This is a genomic window from Alteromonas australica (assembly GCF_000730385.1).
Taxonomy (GTDB): domain Bacteria; phylum Pseudomonadota; class Gammaproteobacteria; order Enterobacterales; family Alteromonadaceae; genus Alteromonas; species Alteromonas australica.
Genome location: NZ_CP008849.1, coordinates 1,394,801 through 1,408,626, shown reverse-complemented (window position 1 = coordinate 1,408,626; position 13,826 = coordinate 1,394,801). Strand labels below are relative to the sequence as shown.

The 13,826-nt window shown below is 44.3% G+C and carries 13 protein-coding genes; 6 read left to right on the top strand and 7 right to left on the bottom strand.

The genetic code is table 11. The annotated features are described in order from the left end of the window. From cysN to EP13_RS06235, 3 genes are all read left to right on the top strand, one after another. Complete coding sequence (gene cysN, locus EP13_RS06245) at positions 1 to 1,416, top strand: sulfate adenylyltransferase subunit CysN (RefSeq protein ID WP_044056541.1); 1,416 nt, start codon at positions 1 to 3, stop codon at positions 1,414 to 1,416. A gap of 16 nt (positions 1,417 to 1,432) precedes the next feature. Beyond that, on the top strand, positions 1,433 to 3,160 hold the full coding sequence (locus EP13_RS06240) for an SLC13 family permease (RefSeq protein ID WP_044056540.1): 1,728 nt from the start codon (positions 1,433 to 1,435) through the stop codon (positions 3,158 to 3,160). 145 nt (positions 3,161 to 3,305) lie between these two features. Beyond that, complete coding sequence (locus EP13_RS06235; RefSeq protein WP_044056539.1) at positions 3,306 to 4,007, top strand: YIP1 family protein; 702 nt, start codon at positions 3,306 to 3,308, stop codon at positions 4,005 to 4,007. Positions 4,008 to 4,030: 23 nt separating this feature from the next. On the opposite strand, the gene EP13_RS06230 is transcribed toward EP13_RS06235, so the two are convergent. Continuing rightward, positions 4,031 to 4,888 carry a DUF3025 domain-containing protein gene (locus EP13_RS06230; RefSeq protein WP_044056538.1) on the bottom strand — a complete coding sequence of 286 codons (858 nt, stop codon included), beginning with the start codon at positions 4,886 to 4,888 and terminating at the stop codon, positions 4,031 to 4,033. Between the two features lie 69 nt (positions 4,889 to 4,957). Here EP13_RS06230 and EP13_RS06225 point away from each other — a divergent pair, with 69 nt between their 5' ends. Continuing rightward, on the top strand, positions 4,958 to 6,622 hold the full coding sequence (locus EP13_RS06225) for a M28 family metallopeptidase (protein ID WP_044056537.1): 1,665 nt from the start codon (positions 4,958 to 4,960) through the stop codon (positions 6,620 to 6,622). A 54-nt stretch (positions 6,623 to 6,676) separates the two neighbouring features. Here EP13_RS06225 and EP13_RS06220 read toward each other — a convergent pair whose 3' ends face one another. Continuing rightward, positions 6,677 to 7,459: an RMD1 family protein gene (locus EP13_RS06220; RefSeq protein ID WP_044056536.1), complete on the bottom strand. Its 783-nt coding sequence runs from the start codon at positions 7,457 to 7,459 to the stop codon at positions 6,677 to 6,679. A 390-nt stretch (positions 7,460 to 7,849) separates the two neighbouring features. Between EP13_RS06220 and asnB the strand changes: the two genes are divergently transcribed. Continuing rightward, positions 7,850 to 9,520 carry an asparagine synthase B gene (gene asnB, locus EP13_RS06215; RefSeq protein ID WP_044056535.1) on the top strand — a complete coding sequence of 557 codons (1,671 nt, stop codon included), beginning with the start codon at positions 7,850 to 7,852 and terminating at the stop codon, positions 9,518 to 9,520. A gap of 68 nt (positions 9,521 to 9,588) precedes the next feature. On the opposite strand, the gene EP13_RS06210 is transcribed toward asnB, so the two are convergent. Next, positions 9,589 to 10,455 (bottom strand): type 2 periplasmic-binding domain-containing protein, encoded by an 867-nt coding sequence (locus EP13_RS06210; protein ID WP_044056534.1) that lies wholly within the window; start codon positions 10,453 to 10,455, stop codon positions 9,589 to 9,591. A 49-nt stretch (positions 10,456 to 10,504) separates the two neighbouring features. After that, entirely contained in the window at positions 10,505 to 11,155 is a 651-nt protein-coding gene (gene queE / locus EP13_RS06205; RefSeq protein WP_044058790.1) for a 7-carboxy-7-deazaguanine synthase QueE, read from the bottom strand. A 117-nt stretch (positions 11,156 to 11,272) separates the two neighbouring features. Between queE and queC the strand changes: the two genes are divergently transcribed. Beyond that, entirely contained in the window at positions 11,273 to 11,935 is a 663-nt protein-coding gene (queC, locus tag EP13_RS06200) for a 7-cyano-7-deazaguanine synthase QueC (protein ID WP_044056533.1), read from the top strand. Here queC and EP13_RS06195 read toward each other — a convergent pair. From EP13_RS06195 to EP13_RS06185, 3 genes are all read right to left on the bottom strand, one after another. Next, positions 11,932 to 12,333: a hypothetical protein gene (locus tag EP13_RS06195; protein WP_044056532.1), complete on the bottom strand. Its 402-nt coding sequence runs from the start codon at positions 12,331 to 12,333 to the stop codon at positions 11,932 to 11,934. The genes queC and EP13_RS06195 overlap by 4 nt on opposite strands. Next, positions 12,330 to 12,602 carry a hypothetical protein gene (locus EP13_RS06190; RefSeq protein ID WP_332309689.1) on the bottom strand — a complete coding sequence of 91 codons (273 nt, stop codon included), beginning with the start codon at positions 12,600 to 12,602 and terminating at the stop codon, positions 12,330 to 12,332. Before EP13_RS06190 ends, EP13_RS06195 begins: the two co-directional genes overlap by 4 nt. A 167-nt stretch (positions 12,603 to 12,769) precedes the next feature. After that, complete coding sequence (locus EP13_RS06185; RefSeq protein WP_044056531.1) at positions 12,770 to 13,696, bottom strand: LysR family transcriptional regulator; 927 nt, start codon at positions 13,694 to 13,696, stop codon at positions 12,770 to 12,772. Between the last annotated feature and the right edge of the window lie 130 nt (positions 13,697 to 13,826).

Genomic DNA, 13,826 nt, shown 5'->3' with positions numbered 1-13,826 from the left:
ATGAACAACGAAAACGAATTATTAAGACAGGACATTCTGTCTTACCTAGAGCAACACGAACAAAAAGACATGCTACGTTTCCTTACTTGCGGTAGCGTAGATGACGGCAAGAGCACCCTTATTGGCCGCTTGCTTCACGATTCAAAAATGATTTATGAAGATCAACTTGCTGCCATTACTAAAGACAGTAAGAAAGTGGGTACCACTGGCGAAAAAGTGGATTTGGCACTTTTAGTTGATGGCCTTCAGTCAGAACGTGAACAAGGTATTACCATTGATGTGGCTTACCGCTACTTCTCTACAGATAAGCGTAAGTTCATTATTGCTGATACCCCAGGACACGAGCAATATACCCGTAACATGGTTACCGGTGCCTCAACCTGTGATCTTGCCATCATTCTTGTGGATGCCCGTGGCGGCGTTAAAGTGCAAACTAAGCGTCACTCTTTCTTAGTTTCACTACTTGGCATTAAGCACGTTATTGTGGCTATTAACAAAATGGACTTAATGGATTATTCCGAAGAGGTGTACAACCAAATTCAGCAAGATTACCTGAAGTTTGCTGAGCAACTTGATATACCTGATATTCAATTCGTCCCTATTTCAGCGCTAGAAGGCGATAATGTGGTGGGCCAAAGTGAAAAAACACCTTGGTTCGATGGCACGCCATTGATGCAAATGCTGGAAAACATTGAAATTGGTGAAGACGACAATCACGAAGATTTCCGCTTCCCTGTTCAATATGTTAATCGCCCCAACCTTGATTTCCGTGGTTTTGCTGGCACGGTAGTGTCTGGGCAAGTAGCTCCAGGTGACGAAATTACCGCGTTACCCTCGGGCAAGACGTCCAAGGTTAAGCAAGTGGTGACCTTTGAAGGTGATCAAGAGCGCGCATACGTGCCTCAAGCGGTGACATTAACCCTTGAAGACGAAATTGACATTTCCCGTGGCGACATGATTGTAAAGTCAGATAACCTTCCATTGTTATCTACACAATTTAAAACGCACCTCGTATGGATGTCAGAAGAGCCGTTAATGCCAAACAAGCAATACTTGTTTAAATTTGCGACTAAGTCTACGACAGGTGTGGTTGCCCACATCGACAATCAGATTGATGTAAACACCCTTGATGAAAAAGACGCAATGCACTTGAATCTGAATGAAATTGGCGTGGTAGACGTTAAATTCACTCAGCCTATCGCCTGCGACCCTTACAAGCGTAACCGTCCAACTGGTTCATTTATAGTGATTGACCGCCTGACCAATGGCACCGTGGGTGCGGGTATGGTGATTGACGCTATTGCTGCTGATGCACAACACGAATCACCTAACTTCTCTGAGTTCGAATTAGAATTCAATGCACTGGTTCGTAAACACTTCCCACATTGGAACTCTGTGGATATTAGCAAGCTGTAAACAGGGCTGGACATAAATGGATATAAACCAGTTCATCGTACTGGCGATTTTCGCCGGTACGATACTGGCGTTGGTTTTTAGTCATCAACGCCCTTCAACTGTGTTTTCAGGTGCAGTGTTAGGGTTGCTGCTTACGCAGCAACTCACGCTGGACGATATTTTGCTAAACCTGACCAACAAAGGTCTGATCACTCTTGTCCTATTGCTGCTAGTCAGCAGCGCTATAGATAAAACAGCACTGATTAAACGTATTGGGCGAAAGCTCGTCACGCCAAATTTTAAGCAGTCGTATTGGCGGCTTTTTTCGTTAACGTTTGTATCATCTGCGTTACTGAACAATACGGCCATTGTGGCTAGTCTCATTGGGCCTATCAAACAAAACCAATATCATGCTGCGTCGCGTTTACTGATCCCGCTCTCCTATGCCGCTATTCTTGGAGGCACAGTTACGTTAATAGGTACCTCAACTAACTTAATTGTAGATAGTTTTCTTCAAGAACATGGTCACCCAGGATTTAACTTTTTTGACTTTACACTGTATGGCACAATTGCAGGTCTTAGTTGTGGCTTACTGATGTTTATTCTTACGCCATTACTGCCCACCATTTCGGGGAAAAACAATAACTACCACGAGTACATGGTTGAAGCGGAAGTCGAGGCGGGGTCTGAACTTATCGGCAAAACCGTTGAGCAAAACCACTTAAGAAACTTGCCTGAACTCTTTCTCGTGGAAGTCGTTAGAGATGGCAACCTGATCTCTCCGGTTTCTCCCGATCTAATAATTTTAGAGCAAGACAAACTTATTTTTTCTGGCAATGTACAAAAGCTTGAAAACCTTAGCCACATAAAAGGGTTAAGCATGTTTGCTGAAACCGATGGTGTGTTAAGAGAGAGCCTCACTGAAGTAGTGATTGCCAACCGTGCACAGGTGATAGGTCAAACCATTAAAAACTTGGGCTTTCGCGCACTTTTTGATGCTGCGGTGGTGGCTATTCGCCGAGACGGTGAGCAATTATCCGGCAAACTCGGTGAAATAAAGCTGAAAGCGGGCGATTATCTGTTGCTGGCTGCAGGACCTGACTTTGCCACCCGACAAAACCTCAATAAGAACTTCTTTATTCTGTCTGAGCAACGCATTGCCCGCCCATTGTCAAATAAGCAAGAGTGGATCACCTTAGGTGGGTTTATCACGATTGTCGCTCTAGCTGCATCAAACTTGGTTTCACTAGCCATGGGCTTACTTGTTCTAGCGGCAGTGTTAATTGGTGCCCGAGTAACCAGCAATGGTGAAATGAAGCGTAATTTACCGCTCAACCTGATTATTGTGATTGTGGGTGCATTAAGCCTAGCCACTGCGCTGGAGAGCTCGGGGGTCATTAGTAACACCACCGCTCACTTAATGCCATTTCTCGCAGACACCAATTGGTTTGTGGCGTTGATTGTGGTTTACGTGACAACACTCGTGCTTACCGAGTTTGTGACCAATAACGCAGCGGCAGCCTTGATGTTTCCGTTTGCCTACGGGTTGGTAGAGATTATTGGCGCTCCGCTAATGCCATTTGCGTTAGCCGTCGCCTTCGCGGCAAGTGCAAGCTTCATCTCGCCCTTTGGCTATCAAACTAACTTGCTAGTGTTTAACGCTGCAAATTATCAATTTAAGCACTTTATAAAGATAGGCTTACCGGTATCCGCACTGTATAGCAGTATTGTGCTAATACTACTCAACTTTACCTATCTGCAATAAGTGGATAATTAAAGCAAAAAAGAGACACATTTTTTTACCAAAGAGTGTCTCTTTTTTTCGTTCTACGCCTGTACTTAGCCAGAAATAGCCAGTAGTCTAGGTTTTACAATTAAAAAAAATAACCCATAAAAATCTGGAGCATAGGATGCACTCAGTTACTAACCCCCTTCAAGCGTGTAACGATATTTTTTTCAAGCCGGGCGGCGTGTTTACGGCAGTTGGTGAGAAAAACAACTGGTCTTGGGTCGCCTTTATCGTCGTTATTGTTATGGCATTACTCCCACAATACTTGTTTGTCAACTTTGTGGATATTGCCTGGTATCAAGATTTAATCATTTCCACGGAAGGCGATTTAAGCCCTGCAGAAATTGACCAGCGCCGTGCATTTATGACCCGTTCTGCGTTTATGCTTCAGCATGTCGTATTTACTGGCATAGGCTTTATTGTAATTCAGGCCATCATGGCTCTTTACCTTCATCTTTGCACGCGCAATGACGATAGCCATGTATTCGGGTTTACTGACTGGTACGGTTTCATGTGGTGGACTGCGATGCCCGCGGTAATTAACTCTCTGGTCGCAGTAGCACTATTGCTATTTTGGGCCGATCACCAAGTTTCACCCGCGATACTGGCCCCCTTCTCATTGGCTTTTGTTCTGGGTATTGAAATGTCATCTCAGTGGTACGGTGTCGCATCGGGATTAAGTCTAATTACCCTTTGGTCTATTTACTTGATGGCTGTTGGTATTGCTCGTTGGACTTCGTTTTCAACGAAAAAGAGCGTCATCATCGCCGCCGCTCCCTCGGTGTTTTTCACGTCCTTGTTTGCCCTATTCGCCCTCACATAAACCATAGCGCGTTGCCGCTGATGTTAGGTCAGTGGCAACTGCACGCTAGGTTTAGAAGACACGCTCATCGGACGAAAATAGTCCTTATTCTCGTAAAAACACGGCGTTTGTTCCTGATACCAATGAGGAATACCAAGCAGTGGAATGGGCTTCAGCAGTGGCGCACGATTAAAGTTGTCTAGGGCTTGAATACGCTCACACAAAGCCACATCCAAGCGTTCATGTTGCCTTTCTACGTTCTCATTAGAAAAGCCCCTAGGCACTTTAACTGCCAACCATTTGCCAGTTAACCCTTCAAAAGGCGATAACATCATCTCAAAATTCGCATGCCCGAAAACAAATGGATGGAGGATTTCTCCCCAAGCGCTGCGCTCTTCTAAAAAGACCTGATTCCACTGGTGGTGAGCCAGTTGGCTAAGCAACACATTACCTTTTTGAAGGTGATCTTCTTCTACGGCGATGACCACACCACATTCATCAAAATGGGTGATCCTATTTCGTCTCGGTGTTCTTGGATGCGCGCCTTTTAGATTGATATCTTCCATATGCAATCTATTCAGTAGCGCCTTTGTTCGGGGGAACTGAATCCACACAAGCGCATTGAATAAGTCATGCCAACTGTTTTCTCGTGTGGGCACTTGGCTATCCTCAGCGATAATCGCTTCGTAGTACCGAGATTCCGATTCTGGGTATTCACCTTGCGCTTTAAATTCGGGGCCATGCCACACTTCCCTTGATGCTCTAGCCACTTGGTTAAGTTGATGCGCACTGGGAAAAGAAGCACTATCAAGTAAGCCAGCATGATTAAGCACCGCTAATACTGGCTGTGCACACTGGGTGCGTAAAACATCCGGTTGCCAAAGCAATTCACTGAAATTCATACAAACTATTGGGTTGAAATACGGTTTTCTCTATACTGGGTGATATTGTAGAGCAAACAGAGACTAACAATGAAAAAAATGTTTTTGCCCTTGCTTGTACCTACCCTATTAAGTGTAGTTGCTTGCTCCCCTAATAACGACAGTGGCGTTCAAAATGATGCTAAGCCTGATGCAGTGCAAAGCAGCAACTTTGAGGCGATTTACTCAGGTATATCCGATAGCGATATTCGTGCACCGCTTAAAACCTTGTCTTCCGATGAATTTGAAGGACGTCTGCCCACCACACCTGGTGAAACAAAAACCATCGAATACCTCGTTAATGCGTTTAAAAACGCAGGTCTTCAACCTGGAAACGGCGACAGTTATTTGCAAAAAGTCGCCTTAATGGAAATTACCGCCGATCCAGATATGACAATGACCATTGGCGATAACCAATTTGCCTATAAAAAGGATATGGTTGCCTCATCAAAACGTGAGCAAGCCACCATTGCGCTTGAAGACTCCGAGTTGGTGTTTGTGGGCTATGGTGTAAATGCGCCAGAGTACGATTGGAACGACTATGAAGGGCTCGACGTAAAAGGCAAAACCGTGGTGATATTGGTCAATGATCCCGGTTTTGAAAACCCCGAAAGCGGCAAATTTCAAGGCACCACCATGACTTACTACGGTCGATGGAGCTACAAATATGAAGAAGCTAGCCGCCAAGGCGCCGCTGGTGCAATCATCGTTCACGAAACAGCGCCGGCTTCTTATGGCTGGTCGGTGGTTGCCAATAGCTGGAGTGGCCCACAATATGGTTTAGTTAGCGAAGATAAAGGGGCTAGCCGTGTTGCGATGGAAGGCTGGCTAACCCTTGATGCAGCACAAAAAGTATTTAGCGATGCTGGACTAGATTTTTATGAAGAAAAGGCCAAGGCGATGCAAGGTCCTTATCATCAGCCAATGAACCTTACCGCTTCAGTTACTGTTAAAAATACATTCAAAAAGTCAGAAAGTCACAATGTGATAGCCACCTTGCCTGGTGCTGAACTTCCCGACGAACATGTTATTTATACAGCTCACTGGGATCATTTAGGTAAAGATGAGAGCAAAGAAGGCGATCAGATTTACAATGGCGCCCTAGATAACGCAACAGGTACTGCCGCAATTCTTACGATGGCAAAAGCCTATGCCAACCTAACGCCTCGACCAAAGCGTTCAGTGTCATTTCTCGTCGTGACTGCCGAAGAACAAGGCTTACTCGGCAGTAAATACTACGCCACTCATCCTGTTATTCCCATGGATAAAACCGTCGCGAATATCAATATGGATGCCATGAATGTGTTGGGCAAAACAAAAAATGTAGCAGTGGTCGGCATGGGGAAATCTGAATTAGAAGACTACCTTGAAAAAGCAGCCGCGAAGCAAGGGCGTACGCTCACTCAGGAAGATCGACCCGAAGCAGGCTATTATTACCGCTCAGATCACTTCAGTTTCGCCAAACAAGGTGTACCTGCACTCTACGCAGAAGGCGGAGATGAGCCTTTAAATGAAGAGGTGGCAAAATACCGCAAGCGTATGAAAGTCATCAAAACGGGTTGTTATCACCAAGTTTGCGATGAATACCGTGAAGACTGGGATTTAGGCGGTGTGGTTGAAGATACCCAAATGCTATTCGACGTTGGCGTAAACGTCGCCAACGCAGACAAATGGCCTGCGTGGCGCTCCACTAGCGAGTTTCAGCGTACCCACTAAGAATGCTGCTATAGCAACAAAAGCCCGCCAGGCTAAAAAAACTGGCGGGCTTTTTCACATGAAGATGGCTTTAAGTTCTTCGGCTCCGAAGGTCGCAATTTCAAATGCAATAAGCAAAATAATTATCCATTCTAGAAACGAGGAATGCTTGTGATTTAAGTCATCCGCTAACATCTCGAAAAGCTCATGGATCACATCCAGCTTATTGGATAATAGGCCTACTCTAGAACTAATATCTAAATAACGGGCAGTTGCACTATAGGCGTATTCATATTCGGGATATTCCCAAAAAAACTCTGGGGTATCCAACAAGCCGTAATGTAAAAAGATGTCACTTTTAGTACTGAATAAATGACCACGGATTTTCGCCAGTGCTGAACGACTCAAATTTATCTTTCCTGTTTGCGCCAACGCTCTTGGAAGATAAGCGTACTGAGAGATGGTTGTTTGCGCTTGTTGTTCATACTCATTAAGTTTCAGTGACTGAGCAATTGCATGGCTAATAGACAGTCGTAACAGCGGTTCACTATCCCCAAGGTGAATCATGTCATGCTGAATTTTTAACCCGCCCTCGGTAATTTCGAAATGAAAATGCTCTTGATGTTCCGTATTTAATAGCGCCCCCGATAGATTGAGTTGTTGCAATAAAAGTGTGCGCTCCACGTCCTCAGCGCCCCAGAAAATAATAACCCCATACGCAAATACCCACGCTTCTCCCCCTTGCAAAGGGAAATAGCTGGAGTCTCTGTAACGAACAACCTGCATATTAAATGTACACTGAGTAAACATTTCTTCAGGCACAAGATAAGCTGACACACGATGATGAATAAATGGCATACCTAAAACCAAATGGTGGAAAATTCGGCAGGATTATGCGCGCAATTTATGGTTGTGGATACAAATATAAACCAATAGAAATCAATAAGATAAAAATAACAAATATGAATAGGGTTCGGCAACGTATCCCGCTCCCCCGTTAAGCAGGTTATTCAAACGCCATGCAAAAGTGTTTAATTAACACACAACCTTAGCCAGTAACGATGTTTTTGGAATAATAATTTCCATTTTCTCATCATAATGTGCTTGCAATTTCCTGTCAGACTGGCACATTCAAGGGCAAGCGAATAAGAAGATAAAATAAAAGCAAAAACCTTCGCATGCTCTAAACGAGTACCCGACAGAAAACTTCATTAATTTTTCAACAAGTGAACAGAGAGAATCCGTTTTATGTGTGGTATTTTCGGTATCCTTGATATCAAAACCGACGTGTCTGAACTCAGAACCCAAGCCCTCGATTTATCCAAACTTCTGCGCCACCGTGGCCCTGACTGGTCGGGTATCTGGAATAATGACAATACCATTCTTTGTCACGAAAGACTGGCTATTGTAGACGTTGATACTGGTGCTCAGCCATTAATAAGCCAAGATGGCAACCAAGTATTAGCCGTGAATGGTGAAATTTATAACCACAAGCAACTTGCTGAAAATTTAGCACAGCCTTACCCGTTCAAAACACGCTCTGATTGCGAAGTTATTTTGCCGTTATTCCAACAAAAAGGCATTGAGTTTATTGATGAGTTGGAAGGCATGTTTTCATTCGTTCTTTACGATGAAACACAAGATGCGTATTTAATTGCACGTGACCATATTGGCATCATCCCGTTATACACGGGGTATGATGAACACGGTAACTTCTATGTAGCGTCTGAAATGAAAGCGCTCGCACCTATGTGTAAGACCATCAGCGAATTCCCTCCAGGTCATTACTTATGGAGCAAAGAAGGCAAGGTCACCAAGTACTACAAACGCGACTGGATGGAATATGACGCGGTAAAAGATAACACCACCAATTTAGAAGATTTACGTGTGGCGTTTGAAAAAGCAGTGAAGTCGCACATGATGTCTGATGTTCCCTATGCCGTGTTACTGTCTGGTGGATTAGATTCTTCATTGGTGTCAGCGGTTGCCGCAAAATATGTGGCTAAGCGCGTAGAAGACGAAGATAAAACTGATGCATGGTGGCCTCGCTTACATAGCTTCGCGGTAGGTTTAGAAGGTGCGCCAGATCTTAAAGCTGCGAAAAAAGTCGCTGACATGATTGGTACCGTTCACCATGAAATCAACTTCACTATTCAAGAAGGCCTTGATGCCATCCGTGACGTAATTTTCCACTTGGAAACTTACGATACCACGACTATTCGCGCGGCAACGCCAATGTATTTGATGACCCGCAAAATAAAAGCGATGGGCATTAAAATGGTATTGTCAGGAGAGGGAGCGGATGAAATCTTTGGTGGTTACTTGTACTTCCACAAAGCACCTAACGCAAAAGAGTTCCATGAAGAGACAGTGCGTAAACTCGATCGCCTTCATATGTTTGATTGCGCCCGGGCGAACAAAGCGACTTCTGCTTGGGGTGTGGAAGCCCGTGTGCCTTTCTTAGATAAGAACTTTATTGACGTTGCTATGCGCCTTAACCCTCAAGACAAAATGTGTCTAGACGGGAAAATGGAAAAATGGATTTTACGTAAAGCATTTGATAATGGTGATACCTTGCCAGCAGAAGTGTTATGGCGTCAAAAAGAGCAGTTTGGTGATGGTGTGGGTTACTCTTGGATTGATTCAATAAGAGAGTTTGTTGAAGGCGAAGTGAGCGATCAACAACTCGCTACCGCAGAATTCCGCTTCCCAGTAAATACGCCAGATACCAAAGAAGGGTATTACTACCGCACCATTTTTGAAGGATATTTCCCACAAGAAAGTGCCGCCAAATGTGTGCCAGGTGGTAAATCTATCGCCTGTAGTACCGTAGAAGCACTGGAATGGGATGAAAGCTTCAAGAACAATGCAGACCCGTCGGGTCGTTCAATGAAAGACGTTCACGCAGGCGAGTCTTAATACTCCCCTTCGTATAACCAATGAAAACAGGCCGCTATGCGGCCTGTTTTTTTTGTACTCGCTTAATATTATGGCGTGACCACCGAGTACCACAATTGCTTATTTCCCACCGGCGTGTTCGGTGGGAGTAATGGATTTTCCAACGTATATATTCGTCGAGAATCCATATTTAAAGATTCAAGTAACGTTTTGTGGGTAGAAAGAAACAAATCATCAAAAGAACCATCGGCTATAGCTCGCTCTAATCCCGTTTCAATTAACCTTGCTAACGTGGGGTTACTTTTGCTCACAAAGTAATACATGGCAGTGGGGTAATAGAGCGCCATTTCGGGTTCAACTTGCAGAACAGACCCCCTCCCTGCCGTTTCCATTTCAGCTGTTATTTCAATCACCGAGCGTGGAAAAAAGTCGCCTTTCCCCTGCAATAACAGCGCGTAAGCTTGTTTAAATTCTGGCACCGTAAAAACGTTAAACCCGTTTGCTTGCAATATTTTCGTATCTGGCCATTCTTCTCCTTGCAAAGGAGTAAGCTTCAATAAGTCGCCCTTCGACTTTACCTGTGCGAATTTATCTTTTTTCTCTTCGTTAATCACGAACACCCGCATACCAATTAACCCTTTGGCAATGGGAATACGAATAGGGAGCAAATCCTTTTCTCGCTGAGTATCGGTCATACTCCAAACAACATTCACTTCGCGATTTTCCCTTAACTGCCGAAGTGCTTTGCCCGTAAGCAAAATTCGGTCTGAGGGTAACAACTCGTAATTAACACCTGTTTTGTCTAGGGCCAGCTTAAGTAACGCAATAGGGTACTCGGTACGCGCATCTGTATCGTCAATGGGGCGCGGGTAGGTAATTGTCCACAATGCAGCGTCTGCAACAGGCGATAAAAGAAAGCCCCAAAAAGTCATCAACAGCGTGAAAATACATTTCATGAACACCGCTCCCTTAAATCCAACATTAATTCAGTACTTAGCATGTTTATTATTCAATACCGATATATTTGTGCGTCTGTAATGATAGACGCCAATTACGGGAAATACAGGTTTTGACGGCTAACTCGGTGGCACGTGCCTGTTGGCTGATGGGTTGTAAACACACTTGTTTACCGTCTAGGGATGACACTTTTTCTAGCAGGATATCAAGTTCATCAATATGCTTTTGCATTGCAATGGGGTGTTTAATTTCGTTGGCCCGCTCTAGCGCGCTTACCAATACTTCCATGCCCCCTTTCATATTAATTTTGGGCGACACAGTGACGTATGTACGTGGGTCACAACGCACTTCAAACGTACCGCTGGTTTCAATTTGTGTGGTATAGCCACGGTTATGCAATAACTCGGTGAGTGGGATTAAATCGTACATACAAGGCTCCCCCCCTGTAATAACCACATGCTTCGCCACATAACCTTGCGCTGCAAACAAGGCCAACAATTCATTTTCGTTGACATCAAAGTAATGCTCTGACTCTTCATTTTTTGCAATGACGGCTTGCGCTGTAGTTACCAGAGCATCATCCAGCGTCCAGGTATGTTTTGTATCACACCACGGACAACCAACCGGACATCCTTGCAAGCGAACAAAAATAGACGGGATCCCCGTATGTGCCCCTTCGCCCTGAATGGTTTCAAACATTTCATTAATGCTGAGTGTGATAGATGTCGACAAAATTTAGCCCTTTTACAATTGTATGTTGGGATTTTACCAAGGATCACATAAAATTCGGGTATAATTTCTTAAATTTTAAAAACTATGTCAGAAAACGTCGTTGTTATCTATTCAGGCGGGATGGATTCCTTCACCGTCTTACACAAAGCCATAAGAGATGGAAAAAAAGTAAACGCATTATCGTTCGACTACGGACAGCGTCATAAAAAGGAACTCGATTACGCCGCAAACGTATGTCGGTCTTTAAACATTCCTCACAAAGTGGTGGACATCAGCGCCATTAACACCTTAATTGGCGGTTCGTCGTTAACCTCAGATATTGAAGTGCCTGAAGGCCACTACGAAGAACCTAGCATGAAGCAAACGGTGGTACCCAATAGGAACATGATTTTACTTTCATTGGCGGTGGGTTACGCTGTGAGCTTAGAAGCAAATGAAGTGTACTATGGCGCGCATTCTGGCGACCACGCTATTTACCCGGACTGCCGACCAGAGTTTGTTGAAAAAATGAATGATGTTTGTCACATTGCCAACTACACCCCGGTAGACATTGTTAGCCCTTATTTAAAAGTGAGTAAAACCGATATTCTTACCGATGGACTGAAAATGGGCTTAGATTATGGGCTAACTTGGACCTGCTACAATGGGCGAGAGAAAGCTTGTGGAAAATGTGGTGCCTGTGAAGAGCGCTTAGAAGCCTTTCGCGACAACAATGCAACCGACCCCCTTGAGTATGAAGCACACTAACGTGTGCTTTGTGAGGGGCTTTCTTTCGCCTTCACCTTAGCAAGTAGCCGTGTGAGAAAATGTACCGCGGCGACAGAAAGAAACGCACTCACCCCTAGCGCGCCGCCCACACCAGCGATAAACGGCAATAATACCTCGTAACAGGCAGCAAACAGGCTACCTGCCACAGTGACAGCCATCATTCCAAATCGGTGAGGCGCGCTCATTCCTACAAAACTTCCACCAAAAAATGCCGCAGCCCACATATCCGGAGCTACACCCAATAAATACAGTACGCAATAGAACAATAACGTGAGTAAACTAGAAGCGCGAACAGGTGTAAACTTAGCGTGATGTGAAAGGAAATAGGTTAACCATGCACCAAGCAACGAAGAGGCAAATATTAGGATCACCGTCATAGAAAGTCCCTTACGACCAATCCACCAGCCACCGCCACGAAAGCAATTGCACCTAGCCGACCTCCAAAGCCGGTAAACAAGCCACGGGTAACCGTATAAAAACTAGCGCCAAGCACACAGATAAGTGCAAGTAACCACCACGATTCAATGTAGTTTCCCGAGCACATGCCAGCAAAGGCTCCCGCGTAAATGGCCGCTTGTGGGTGATGTTCATATGATGCTGGGAAATTCCAAAAGCTACCTGCTAACCCAACTATTGCCGCTGCCAATACTACTGGGACTTGCAGCAGGGTATGGAGCGCGAAACAACTAAACGCGCCAAAGAAAAAAGCGAACAATTTACTTATGAAAAAAATAGCGTTTACCCAATAAAAATGCCCTATCGATTAGGGCATTCATTATGGCATACATTCTCGCTGAGAAAATGGGGGAAGGCCTACTTTTGGCTTTCCGCAATAAAGTAAGTAAGTTCTTTAATACAGTGCCTTAATACAGGGTTAAGACGAGTATTTTTTCCGTTGATAACAAATAGATTATGGCTGAAGTTAAACAAACTGCCGTTGGCAATAGGCACCAGCCCGAGTGCCGCGCCCTGCTCTTTAGCCATGTAGTCTGGTAATAAACCAACATATTCGCCAGTCATAATGGCCGACATGGCTGCATCAAAAGAGTCTGAAAATGTTTGAATGGCTAAACGTGATTCATCTTCAATATAATTGGCTGACGATAAGCCTGAAATACCAATCGCAGGGTAGTCCTCAATATTCACGTTGTCGGGTAATTCACAATCACGGTATTTGGCTAACGGATGAGTAGGCGCACAATAAAGTCGCCCTTCGGTAGCAATACCAATTGGGTGGAAGGTAACCGACTCAGGTTTTACCATATCATAGGTAGAAACAACCAAGTGACATTCACCTGATAACGCCACATGCTCAACTTCATTGTACAAGCGGGTTTGGATATTCACATGAATATCATCAAACTTTTTCATTGTACTTTTAACCGCTTTACTTACAGCTAAGTGCATAGATAGCGGTAAGCCTGCCATTAACACTAACGTAATGTGCCCTGAGTAATCATCGTGAAGTGATTTTAAATTAAATACGAAGTTATCGAAGGCGTTGAAGATACGTTTTGTTTCTTGGAATACAACTTCGCCTTCTTTCGTCATTTGAAAACCGCCTCTGCCTCGATGACAAAGAACAAGATCAAGACGCTCTTCCAACTTTTTAATGGCAGCACTTATGTTGGGACGCTGCATACGCAACACTGGTTCTGCCGCAGTAAATCCGTTGCAGCTTGCTACTGCGTAGAACACGCGAAGTAGCTTTATATCCGATTCCTGTAGACGGTTTAGCATAGAGTCACCCGTTTTAGGTATAGTTATAGATACTCAATAAGTGACTATATGCAAGTCGTCCTTTTATTACAACGATAAAATTGGCCTTTCTACCGTAATTTACAGTAAAAATTTCGCTTATTGGCCAATA

Coding starts and splice junctions, on each gene's coding strand:
- cysN (WP_044056541.1), top strand. CDS start 1: ATGAACAACGAAAACGAATTATTAAGACAGGACATTCTGTCTTACCTA.
- EP13_RS06240 (WP_044056540.1), top strand. CDS start 1,433: ATGGATATAAACCAGTTCATCGTACTGGCGATTTTCGCCGGTACGATA.
- EP13_RS06235 (WP_044056539.1), top strand. CDS start 3,306: ATGCACTCAGTTACTAACCCCCTTCAAGCGTGTAACGATATTTTTTTC.
- EP13_RS06230 (WP_044056538.1), bottom strand. CDS start 4,888: ATGAATTTCAGTGAATTGCTTTGGCAACCGGATGTTTTACGCACCCAG.
- EP13_RS06225 (WP_044056537.1), top strand. CDS start 4,958: ATGAAAAAAATGTTTTTGCCCTTGCTTGTACCTACCCTATTAAGTGTA.
- EP13_RS06220 (WP_044056536.1), bottom strand. CDS start 7,459: ATGCCATTTATTCATCATCGTGTGTCAGCTTATCTTGTGCCTGAAGAA.
- asnB (WP_044056535.1), top strand. CDS start 7,850: ATGTGTGGTATTTTCGGTATCCTTGATATCAAAACCGACGTGTCTGAA.
- EP13_RS06210 (WP_044056534.1), bottom strand. CDS start 10,455: ATGAAATGTATTTTCACGCTGTTGATGACTTTTTGGGGCTTTCTTTTA.
- queE (WP_044058790.1), bottom strand. CDS start 11,155: ATGTTTGAAACCATTCAGGGCGAAGGGGCACATACGGGGATCCCGTCT.
- queC (WP_044056533.1), top strand. CDS start 11,273: ATGTCAGAAAACGTCGTTGTTATCTATTCAGGCGGGATGGATTCCTTC.
- EP13_RS06195 (WP_044056532.1), bottom strand. CDS start 12,333: ATGACGGTGATCCTAATATTTGCCTCTTCGTTGCTTGGTGCATGGTTA.
- EP13_RS06185 (WP_044056531.1), bottom strand. CDS start 13,696: ATGCTAAACCGTCTACAGGAATCGGATATAAAGCTACTTCGCGTGTTC.